Source organism: Paenibacillus sp. Y859 (genome assembly GCF_056786405.1).
In genome coordinates this window covers 364168-376387 of sequence record NZ_JBXCIZ010000001.1, presented here as the reverse complement: position 1 = coordinate 376387, position 12220 = coordinate 364168, and the positions used below count along the sequence as shown (strand labels likewise).

General features: G+C 41.3%; 8 protein-coding genes. All 8 read left to right on the top strand.

The window, feature by feature from the left end; all coding sequences use genetic code 11:
• Positions 1-18: 18 nt before the first annotated feature.
• The 8 genes from AC1TO8_RS01805 to nusA all read left to right on the top strand — a co-directional run bounded on the left by AC1TO8_RS01805 (position 19) and on the right by nusA (position 12218).
• Complete coding sequence (locus AC1TO8_RS01805) at positions 19-786, top strand: isoprenyl transferase (RefSeq protein ID WP_482053901.1); 768 nt, start codon at positions 19-21, stop codon at positions 784-786.
• A gap of 22 nt (positions 787-808) precedes the next feature.
• Positions 809-1606: a phosphatidate cytidylyltransferase gene (locus AC1TO8_RS01800; RefSeq protein ID WP_482053900.1), complete on the top strand. Its 798-nt coding sequence runs from the start codon at positions 809-811 to the stop codon at positions 1604-1606.
• Between the two features lie 18 nt (positions 1607-1624).
• Positions 1625-2764: a 1-deoxy-D-xylulose-5-phosphate reductoisomerase gene (locus AC1TO8_RS01795; RefSeq protein WP_482053899.1), complete on the top strand. Its 1140-nt coding sequence runs from the start codon at positions 1625-1627 to the stop codon at positions 2762-2764.
• A 130-nt stretch (positions 2765-2894) separates the two neighbouring features.
• Complete coding sequence (gene rseP, locus AC1TO8_RS01790) at positions 2895-4166, top strand: RIP metalloprotease RseP (RefSeq protein WP_482053898.1); 1272 nt, start codon at positions 2895-2897, stop codon at positions 4164-4166.
• 304 nt (positions 4167-4470) lie between these two features.
• On the top strand, positions 4471-5919 hold the full coding sequence (proS, locus tag AC1TO8_RS01785; protein ID WP_482053897.1) for a proline--tRNA ligase: 1449 nt from the start codon (positions 4471-4473) through the stop codon (positions 5917-5919).
• A 199-nt stretch (positions 5920-6118) separates the two neighbouring features.
• A complete protein-coding gene (locus tag AC1TO8_RS01780) occupies positions 6119-10435 on the top strand; it encodes a PolC-type DNA polymerase III (RefSeq protein ID WP_482053896.1) in 4317 nt (1438 codons plus the stop codon).
• A gap of 189 nt (positions 10436-10624) precedes the next feature.
• Positions 10625-11086: a ribosome maturation factor RimP gene (rimP, locus tag AC1TO8_RS01775; protein WP_482053895.1), complete on the top strand. Its 462-nt coding sequence runs from the start codon at positions 10625-10627 to the stop codon at positions 11084-11086.
• Between the two features lie 34 nt (positions 11087-11120).
• Positions 11121-12218 carry a transcription termination factor NusA gene (gene nusA, locus AC1TO8_RS01770; protein ID WP_482053894.1) on the top strand — a complete coding sequence of 366 codons (1098 nt, stop codon included), beginning with the start codon at positions 11121-11123 and terminating at the stop codon, positions 12216-12218.
• The last annotated feature ends 2 nt before the right edge of the window (positions 12219-12220 follow it).

The following is a 12220-nucleotide window of genomic DNA, read 5'->3' as shown; positions in this document are numbered from 1 at the left end:
TGGCTTGGAGGAAATGGAATGATCAAACGAATTCGATCATGGTGGAGGCACAAAGATAATCCTAACAAGGTGGAAATTACCTTGGACAATATTCCTCAGCATGTCGCGATCATTATGGATGGAAACGGTCGCTGGGCGAAACGACTTGGGTTACCAAGGATTGTGGGGCATCAAAGCGGAATGAAAGCTGTAAAGCGTGCTACAATTGCTGCAGATGAGCTAGGCATTAAGTATTTAACGATGTACGCATTCTCAACGGAGAATTGGAAACGCCCCAAAGATGAAGTTGATTTCCTGATGCGACTACCTCAGGAGTTTCTCGCCATAGAACTGGATGAATTAATACAAAAAAATGTACAAATTCGTATGATGGGCGATAAAGAAGGATTACCTAAACATACTTTGGATGCTATGGAAAAAGCGATCGAACTTACAAAAAATAACAATGGTCTTGTGCTTAACTTTGCGCTAAATTATGGTGGTCGTAAAGAAATAACGGATTGTATGTCCATGATTGGAAGTGAGGTTGAAGCAGGTAGGTTGAGAGCAGAAGATATTAACTCTCAATGGATCGAGGATCACTTGCAATCAACTGGTCTGCCAGATCCGGATCTCTTGATCCGAACAAGTGGTGAAATGAGAGTTAGTAACTTTATGTTGTGGCAGTTGGCATACAGCGAGTTATGGTTCACCGATATTTACTGGCCGGAGTTCGATAAGAATCATTTACATGATGCTGTTGCTGAATATCAGCGAAGAACAAGACGTTACGGTGGGCTGTCATAACTCAAGTAGAGGATGAAAATTGTTGAAACAACGACTAATTACCGGTATTATTGCAGGAATTATTTTTCTGGGATTTTGTGTGATTGGGAATATGCCATTTCATCTTTTAATTCTTGGTATGTCTCTGATAGGATATTATGAATTTGTGAGAATGATCAAAGTGCGTCCTTTCAGTGGTATTGCTACACTAGGATTTCTGGGTGTTTTTATGATTATGTTTCCATGGAAGCTATTAAATATAACATATACGCCACAATGGGAACTGATTTGGGTTCTTCTGTTTTTGCTTATGTTAATGACAGTGTTATCCAAAAATAGGATCAATATTACACAAGTATCAATACTTTTACTCGGTGTACTATATATTGGAAGTGGGTTTTACTTCATTGCAGAATCACGTCATGCTGCGGATGGATATGGGCTATTTTGGATCTTTTTATTACTCTTTTCGATCTGGGCAAGTGATGCAGGTGCCTATTTTGTAGGTAGACAATGGGGACGAAACAAGCTTTGGCCAGCGATCAGTCCCAATAAGACGGTAGAAGGTGCAATTGGAGGAATTATCATTGCAATATTGACTGCACTTATTTTTTCTACCTTTTCTGGAGGATTATTGGGATACGGCAGAGCGGTGCTAATTGGACTAACATGTGCTGTCATTGGACAACTTGGGGATTTAATACAATCTGCTTACAAACGAGCATATAATATTAAAGATTCAGGTAAATTACTGCCAGGTCATGGTGGAATATTAGATCGTTGTGATAGTTGGATTGTTGTGTTCCCTTTTGTACATATCGTGATGCTATTGCCTTACTAAGATGAGAGATGGTGCATTATGAAGAAAATTAGTATTCTGGGATCTACGGGTTCTATTGGGACACAAACATTAGACGTAGTGTCTGCCCACAGGGATCAATTTCAAGTCGAAGGACTTGCTGCCGGAACCAATACGGACTTGCTGATCCAGCAGGTACTTGAATATAAACCGCGTAAGATTTCAGTTGCAACGAAAGAATTGGCAGAACGCATCAAACTACAAATCCCTTCAACTACACAAGTGTTTTATGGTGATAGTGGTCTTGTAGAGGTTGCTGCGGGGACTGACGCTGAGATGGTTGTTACGGCAGTCATGGGGAGTGTGGGGCTTCGTTCCACGATGGCTGCAATTGAGGCAGGGAAGCATATTGGACTAGCTAATAAAGAATCATTAGTGACTGCGGGTCATTTAGTAACGTCTCTTGCTAAAGAAAGAGGAGTACAGTTACTTCCAATCGATAGTGAACATTCTGCGATATTTCAATGTTTAAATGGGGAACGTCGGAAGGATGTTGCAGGAATTACAATAACAGCATCTGGAGGCTCATTTCGAGATTTGTCACGTCATGAGTTAGTTCATGTTACGGTAGAGGATGCATTGAAACATCCTAACTGGTCGATGGGCTCGAAGATCACAATTGATTCTGCGACGATGGTGAATAAGGGGCTAGAAGTGATTGAAGCTCATTGGCTTTTTGATTTATCATATGATCAGATCAATGTACTTCTTCACCCGGAGAGTATTATCCATTCTTATGTGGAGTTCTGTGATAGTAGTATTATTGCTCAGTTAGGTAATCCAGACATGAGAGTTCCTATTCAATACGCTTTAACCTATCCAGAGCGCTGGCCATCTCCTACCCGTAGATTATCGCTTGCGGAAGCAGGTCGTCTTCATTTTAAAGAGATGGACTATGTTAGATTTCCATGTTTACGTATTGCTTTTGAATGTGGAAGATTGGGAGGGACCGCAACAACAGCCTTCAACGCTGCGAATGAAGTTGCTGTTGCACGATTCTTAAAGCGAGAAATCTCGTTTCTACACATCGAAGAGGTTATTGAGAAAGTGCTTGAACAGCATGTTAATATGACGAATCCTGATTTAGGTTCGATTGAAGAATGTGATCAGCGATCACGTGAAATGGCATCGAGGATATAAATATACGATAGTACCTTTCCTTTTTTTTATAAAAATTACTTCAAAAGTGATTCTCTTGTGTTCAGTCTGAGAATAATGATAATCTAGAAGGACAAACTTCGATCTTAGACGATAAAGGGGGATGAGGCGCTTGGAAATGGTTCAGGTAGTTTTTTTAACGATATTAATGTTTTTTCTTATTGTAACGGTACATGAATGGGGTCATTACTATTTCGCCAAACGTGCCGGTATATTGGTTCGTGAATTTGCAATCGGTTTCGGTCCGAAACTGTTTTCTTATAAACGTAATGAAACTCAATTTACACTGCGGTTACTGCCCTTTGGTGGTTATGCACGTATGGCGGGTGAAGATCCGGAACTTGTAGAGATCCAAGTGGGTCAGACCATAGGTGTTCGTATTGTGAACGATGAAGTGAAGAAGATTTATTTGGATCAATTGGATAATCGTAAAAATATTGTTCGTGGTGAGGTTCAATCCATTGATTTGGATGAAGCTTTAACATTACAGTTAGACGTTGATGAGGATATTCAGCGGTATCGTGTTCATCCTCAAGCGATGATGATCAAAAAGGGTCAAGAGATACAGATTGCCCCTAAAAACCGCCGATTTGGTAGTAAGACAGTAGGGCAGCGTGCTTTGTCTATCTTCGCAGGACCTGTGATGAATTTTATTCTTGCGTTTATATTGTTTGGTCTTCATATCCAAATGGCTGGTATTCCATTGGATAACCCTACGTATGTTCAGATTGGGAACGTTTCTGCAGGTATGCCTGCTTCGGAAGCTAATTTGAAAAAAGGGGATATCATTGAATCGATCAACGGTACGCCGATTGGTGCTGATTATCAGAAGATGATTGAGCTAACAGCAACATCAGAAGGTAAATCCATGGATTGGCGTATTCGCCGTGGCGATGAAACTTTCAATGTGACGCTGATTCCTCGGGCGATGGAAGGCCAAGAAGGTGGTAAGATTGGAATTACACCGGAGTTACCAACAAGATCAGCTTCGATTGGCGAGACCATTACTCATTCAGGGAAAACGATGGTGAGTACTACTGAAATGATCTTTAAAGGATTCAGTCAATTGATATCTCAATTCTCTATGGATGATATTGGTGGGCCCGTACGAACATTTGAAGTGACTGGCCAAATTGCGAAGCAAGGAATTGTGCAACTAACCTACTGGACTGCCATATTAAGTCTATACTTAGGTATCTTTAATCTATTCCCTATTCCAGCGCTCGATGGAAGTCGTCTTATATTTCTTGGTATAGAATGGGTTCGCGGTAAACCGATTGACCCGAATCGAGAAGGAATGGTTCACTTTGTTGGGTTTGCTATGCTTTTTCTTCTTATGATCGCTGTGACCTATAACGATATATTAAGATTGATCAACGGTTAGAAAGCACTTGAAAAACAAATGTGTCAGATGACCGCTTCGGCAACGGATTGTCCTTACGATCGCTGTTGCCCTCAGATTTCTTGATTATATACCGCCTGTAGCGGTAGAAATCCGATGGCAAAGGCGAGCGCTCACGCTTCTTCAGGACAATTCCGTTTCCTACGCTACGACCTGCCTCATTCGGTTTATTCGAAGTATAGCAATTAGTAAGGCTCATAAACTTAGGGTTATGCTTTCGATGCGAGTTTATTCGAAGTATAACAGGAAGTAACGCTCATAAACTTTTAGGAGGATATTATTTCTTATGTCAAAAGATAAGCAGTTTGTGACGGAAATTACACCGCAAGGGGAAGATTTCTCCCGTTGGTATATAGATGTAATCAAGAAAGCTGAATTGATGGATTATTCACCTGTACGGGGATGTATCGTGTTCCGTCCTGATGGTTATGAAATTTGGGAACATATACAGGCAGAATTGGACCGTCGATTTAAGGAGACAGGACATCGTAACGCCTATTTTCCACTATTAATTCCTGAGAATTTCTTCCAAAAAGAAAAGGATCATATCGAAGGATTTAATCCAGAGCTACCATGGGTAACTGAAGTGGCTGGTGAAAAACTGGAGGAGCGTTTAGCGATTCGTCCGACTTCTGAAACGATGTTTGGTCATATGTATTCCAAGTGGATTCAATCTTACCGAGACCTACCAGTACTAATTAACCAATGGGCAAACGTTGTTCGTTGGGAAAAACGTACATTGCCATTCATCAGAACTAGTGAGTTCTTATGGCAGGAAGGTCATACGGCTCATGAAACGGAAGAGGAAGCTCGCGAAGAAACGATGAGAATGTTAGAAGTATATCGTTCTTTCTTGGAAGAGTATCTTGCTATTCCAGTTATTACTGGTCAAAAAACCCCTTCAGAACGGTTCGCAGGAGCAGTAGATACCTTCTCAATCGAAGCGATGATGAAAGATGGAAAAGCTGTACAAGCTGGAACATCTCATTACTTAGGAACGAAATTTGCCCAAGCCTTTGAAATTCAGTATTTAAGCCGCGACAATACTCAAGAATATGTACACACGACATCTTGGGGGACGACAACTAGATTGATTGGTTGTTCGATTATGGTACATGGAGACGATCGGGGCCTTGCATTACCGCCGAAAGTAGCCCCTACACAAGTCGTGATGATCCCAATTGGACCTGCCAAGACTCGTGAAGCAGTGGTTGGTCGTACAGACGAATTGTTCAGTGAATTGAAGAAAGCAGGAGTTCGTGTTAAAGTGGACGACCGCAGCGATGTAACTCCAGGCTGGAAGTTCAACGAGTATGAAATGCGCGGTGTACCTGTACGATTGGAGCTGGGTCCTCGTGATATGGAGAACGGCGTCTGTGTGTTAGTCTCCCGTATAACAGGTGAGAAGAAGATTGTTCAACAGGATCAATTGGTCGAAGAAGTGAAGTTGATGCTGGAACAAGTGCATCAAGAGATGTTGGATAGAGCGAAACAATTCATGAGTGATCATTTCTATTCTGTAGATAGTCTGGAAGAAATGAAGATGAGAATGGAAGAGTCACGTGGGTTCACATTGGCTGGATGGTGTGGTTCCGATGAGTGTGAGAGCAAGGTGAAGGAAGAGACGGGAGCTACGAGCCGTAATATTCCGTTCGAACCTGCTGAAAGTAAAACAATCTGTATTAGTTGTGGACAGCCTTCCAAACATACCGTAGTGTTTGCTAGAGCGTACTAAGAGATCATTAGAGTTAGACTTTATTAAAGACTTCAAAGAACCATGTGGAAGAGCTTCTGGCAGAAATGAGTCGGTGAGTAAGAGATCGAGTACATTTTTGTACACAGAGGCTTTTCGTCTATATAGTAAGAGTTCAAGTGATGACTTTTTGAATATCTCTTTATAGAGGTAAGGATAGGTGGTTAAGGGGGTAGAAAGCATGAACAATGTGGATGAGAAAAGAATTCGGTTTGAGCTTCTAATGAAACAAGGCGCAGTTCCAGCCAGTCTAATGAATCCTTATTTCTTGGATGGATATATTGAACAGGTTGAAACAAGCCGTACTACCCAACAATGGGTTATTACTATTGTTAAGGATACGTTGGTTCCAGGGGAAGTATACCGCGCATTTTGCCTTAAGATTCAAGAAAAAATGCAGCATATTTCCAAAATTTCATTTGTTTTTAAATATACGGAAGCTGTTTCGACTGACGATATTGTAGATACGTATTGGAGTTTGTTTGTAGAGTGGGTACATCGGGAGATCCCATCTGTTAATGGATGGTTAAATCGAGCGACCCACGAAATAGAAGATGGCCAGTTGCTGTTGACCATGTCCGATGCTACTTCACTAGAATTAGCCAAGAAGAAACAAATTGATCAGGCCATTACACGTTTCTTCACTACCTTTTTCGCTCTTCCTCTTCGTATTAAATTAGCGGTTGGGGATACCGGTAAGGAAGCGATTAAGGAGTTTGAACAAAAGAAGCTTCAAGAAGAGCGGGAAGTTGTACAGAATATGATGAATAGCATTGAGGCTGAGAGTCGCAGTTTTGATGAGAATTCTGACGATGTTCGACTTCATGTTGGATATGATATCAAAGATCAACCTATTCCAATTCAAGATATCCAAGATGAAGAGAAAAAAGTTACGATTCAAGGAGCTGTATTTGGCCTGGATAGTAAAGAGTTGCGAAATGGTATGACGCTGTTTATGTTTAACGTGACTGACTTTGGTGATTCGATGCAATTGAAAATGTTTGCCAAAACAAAAGATGATGTCAAAGTGTTAAATCAATTGGAAAATGGCAAATGGGTAAAAGTACGAGGTCGGATAGAATTTGACCGATTCATGACCATTCCAGAACTTGTGATGATGCCAACAGATTTGAATGAAGTACAAGCACCTCCTGAACGTAAAGATAACGCACCCTTGAAACGGGTGGAATTCCACTTGCACACAACGATGAGTACGATGGACGCCATCACACCAATCGATAAATATATAAAGACTGCAGCACGATGGGGACATACGGCGATTGCCATTACGGATCATGGTGGTATTCAAAGTTATCCAGAAGCAGCTAAATCTGCCAAGAAGAACGGATTGAAAATGATATATGGAGTAGAAGCTAATGTGCTGAACGACGCGATTCCTGTTGTTCTAAACCCGCAGCCAATCGATCTCAAAAGCGCTACTTATATCGTTTTTGATATAGAGACCACGGGTCTCTCTATTACCCATAGTAATATTACAGAACTTGCCGCTGTGAAAATAAAAGAGGGTCAGGAAATAGATCGGTATGCCACTTTTGTTAATCCACATGAGAAGATTCCCTTTCATATTCAACAGCTTACGAATATTACCGACGAGATGGTAAAAGATGCCCCTGATCTAGAACCAGTCTTACAGGAATTTGTGAAGTTTGCTGAAGATGGGATTCTAGTAGCTCATAATGCAAGATTTGATATGGGCTTTATTCAAGCATCGTTGAAAGAATATGGACTACCTGAAATGCCAAATCCAGTTCTAGACACACTGGAATTAGCACGATTAATATATCCAGGAATGAAGAATCATAGACTGAACACGATGGCAGATAAATATAAAGTACTATTGGAAAGCCATCACCGAGCGATTGACGATACGATTGCATTAGCAGGTATTCTGAATGGGCTTCTGGTTGACACTGAGAAGATGAAAAATATCACGATGCTCGATCGACTCAATGACTATGTGGGAAAAGATTTATCTAATATCAGACCATTTCATTGCAGCATTTATGCATTGAATCCCGTTGGTAAGAAGAATCTATTCAAGCTGATATCTTTATCACACACAGAATATTTTAAACGGGTGCCATGTATCCCACGATCGAAGCTTGAAGAATTACGTGAAGGATTACTTGTAATTTCAGGTTGTGAAAAGGGCGAGTTCTTTGAAGCGGTATTGAACAAGTCTTTGGAAGAGGCAGAAGAAATCGCACAGTTCTATGACATCCTTGAAATCCAGCCATTAACGATGTATATGCATTTAGTGGATAAAGGATTTGTTGCAAGCCCACTTGAAATAAAGGCAGCTTTGAAGACGGTTTGTGAGATTGGTGAGAAGTTAAATAAGCCCGTTATTGCAACTGGGAATGTACATTATCTTGAACCACGTGAAAAGTTGTTTCGTGATATTGCTATTAATGGGATTACAGGTTTCAGCCCATTGAAAGGTATGAAAAAACCTGATGCGCATTTCCGTACGACAGACGATATGCTTGAGGAATTTGATTTCTTAGGTAAAGGGAAAGCGAATGAAGTTGTCGTTACCAATACGATAGAACTAGCAGATCGATTCGAAGAAATAGAGTTATTTCCATCCAAACTGTTCACACCGATCATGGAAGGTGCAGACGAAGAGATTCGTAAAACTTGTTACGACACAGCAAAGGGTATATATGGTGAGGAGCTACCTGATGTTGTCATCAAGCGGCTTGAGAAAGAGCTTGAGCCGATTATTAAGTACGGGTTCTCAGCGAACTATTTGATTTCTGAACGGCTTGTGAAGAAATCGAACAAAGATGGGTATTTGGTAGGCTCGCGGGGTTCGGTAGGCTCATCGGTTGTGGCAACTTTTTTGGGGATATCAGAGGTTAATCCGTTACCAGCACACTATGTTTGTAAGAATCCTGATTGTAAGCATAATGAATGGTTTCTAGATGGTAGTATACCAAGTGGGTTCGACCTCCCAGAGAAAGCATGCCCTCATTGTGAGGGGATACTAAAAGGTGAGGGACAGGATATCCCGTTTGAGACTTTTCTTGGATTTAAAGGGGATAAAGTTCCAGATATTGACCTTAACTTCTCCGGGGAATACCAAGCGATAGCTCATAATTATACGAAAGAACTTTTTGGTCCCGAAAATGTATTCCGTGCAGGTACAATTGGTACGATTGCGGAGAAAACAGCATTTGGATATACAAAGAAATATGAGGAAGAGAATCAGAAGAAATGGCGTGGAGCTGAGGTGGTTCGTCTTGCATCTGGTTTCACAGGTGTGAAGCGAGGTACGGGTCAGCATCCAGGGGGGATAGTGGTCGTACCGGATTATATGGACGTTGAAGACGTTACACCGATTCAATTCCCAGCAGATGATACCAAAGCGGAATGGAAGACGACGCATTTTGATTATCATGCCTTTGAATCAAATTTACTTAAACTTGATATATTAGGTCATGATGATCCGACTATGATGCGTATGCTACAAGATTTAACGGGTGTGGATCCTACCTCGATACCGATGAATGATCCTAAAGTGATGAGTTTATTTCACTCAACCGAAGCGCTAGGTGTTTCACCTCAGAAAATTCGAACACCTGTAGCGACATATGGTGTGCCCGAAATGGGAACTAAATTCGTACGTCAAATGTTGATTGAGTCTTTACCTACTTCCTTTGCCGATTTATTGCAGATCTCTGGATTGTCTCATGGGACAGGCGTCTGGCTTGGAAATGCACAAGATTTAATTAAGAACGGAACATGCAACATTAAGACGGTTATCGGTTGCCGTGACGATATTATGCTCTATCTAATTTATAAAGCTGGCATGGATGCAGGACTGGCTTTTACCATTACGGAAAGTGTGCGTAAAGGGAAGGGTCTGACTCCAGAATGGATTGAAGAGATGAAGAAGTGTAAAGTACCGATGTGGTACATCGATTCATGTCTCAAAATACAATATATGTTTCCAAAGGCTCATGCCGCTGCTTACGTTATATCTGCTGTTCGTACTGCTTTTTTCAAACTATATTATCCTATTGAATATTATGCGACATACTTTACAGTGAGAGCCGAGGATTTCGATATCGAATTATGTTGCCAAGGATATGAGGCCATATATCGTCAGATCGAGGAGATTGAGCAGAAAGGATTCCAGGCAACTACGAAAGAGAAGAGTATGCTTGCCATTTATGAGATGGCGTTAGAGGTGACGGCACGTGGCTTCACCTTCCAGACCATTGATATATACCGATCTGACTCTACGAAGTTTACAGTGGATGGGGATTCACTGATACCTCCGTTCTCTGCTATGGCAGGAATCGGTGATAACGCAGCACGAAATATAGCGCTAGCGCGTGAAGATGGGGAGTACTTGTCAATTGAGGACTTCCAACAGAAATCTAAAGCGAGTAAAACCGTTGTTGAGCTACTAACTCAAATGGGTTGTTTCCGTGGATTGCCTGAAAGCAACCAACTTTCTTTGTTTTAAAGTCTTTATAGCGAGGACAAATCCTCGTTTTACAAAGGGGAGTCAAGGGCAGATACTTGTCAGTGTTGCCAGACTATGCTATAATTTTTAGTAGCAAACATGGAGATAAAACCGTTGTGTAAAGAGTGGGGCAACCCACTCTTTACTCTTTGGTATATAGGATTATGAAAGTCTTGGAGGTTATAGTCTTTGAGCACACCTAAGATAAAAAGTATCGTAGAAGAAATGATCCAGCCTTTTATGGAAGAACATGACTTTGAACTTGTTGATGTGGAATACGTCAAAGAAGGAAAAAATTGGTTTTTGCGTATTTACGTTGATAAAGAAGGCGGTATTGATATTGATGACTGCGGCTTAGTTAGTGAATATATGAGTCTGCAGCTGGATCAGAACGATCCAATTACTGATGTTTATTTCCTGGAAGTATCGTCTCCTGGAGCGGAACGACCGTTAAAGAAAAGTGCTGATGTTGTGAAAGCCGTAGGCAAAGATGTGTTAGTTACTGTATACGAAGCGCTGGACGGTCTCAAGGAATTTGAAGGCCGGCTTCTTTCGTTTGAGGACGATGTACTTGTGATTGAAGTGGGTAAGAAGCAACACCAAATTCCGTATGAAAAAGTAGCTAGTGCTAGATTAGCTATTATTTTTTAGAAGTAAGAGTTGAGAAAGGGGGAACTAAATCCCAATGAGTATGGATTTTATTGAAGCAATGAATGAGTTAGAAAGAGAAAAAGGGATTAGTAAAGATGTATTATTTGAAGCCATCGAGGCTGCTTTAATTTCGAGTTATAAACGTAACTTTAATACAGCCCAAAATGTACGGGTGGACATGAATCGTAATACGGGTGTTATTAAAGTGTATGCCCGTAAACTGATCGTTGAAGAAGTGTTGGATCCACGTACAGAGATTTCGCTTCCCGCAGCACGAGAAATAAATCCCCATTTTCAATTGGAGGATATTGCAGAGATTGAAGTTACACCTCGTGACTTTGGTCGTATCGCTGCACAAACGGCGAAACAAGTCGTTACTCAACGTATACGCGAAGCGGAGCGTGGATTGATCTACAACGCCTTTGTGGACAAAGAGGAAGATATCGTGACTGGGACAGTTCAACGTCAAGATCCACGAAATGTTTATATTGATTTGGGTAAGGTTGAAGCTTTGCTGCCTTTGAATGAGCTAATGCCTAATGAAAAATTTAAGCATGGTGAGCGTGTCAAAGCTTATATTACGAAGGTTGAGAATACGACTAAAGGTCCACAGATCATGTTGTCACGTACTCATCCTGGTCTACTGAAACGACTGTTTGAACTGGAGGTTCCAGAAATCTTCGACGGCGTAGTTGAGATTCGCTCAGTTGCACGTGAAGCTGGCTTCCGTTCCAAGATTGCTGTTCATTCTCGTAATGACGAAGTGGATCCAGTAGGTTCATGTGTTGGACCTAAAGGGATTCGAGTACAGACGATTGTGAATGAATTACGTGGAGAAAAGATCGACATTGTTCGTTATTCCGATCAGGTTGAAGAGTATGTTGCCAATGCGCTAAGTCCTTCAAAAGTCATTGAAGTAGATGTGTTTGAAGAGGAGAAGATGGCTCGGGTTATCGTGCCAGATTATCAATTATCCCTTGCCATTGGTATTAAAGGACAGAACGCGCGTCTTGCGGCTAAGTTGACTGGATGGAAGATTGATATCAAGAGTGAGACTCAAGCGGAGCAGGAATTCGGGAGAGCGAAAACATACAGTGATGATTTACCTCAAGATTCTGTCTCCATCGAGTAATT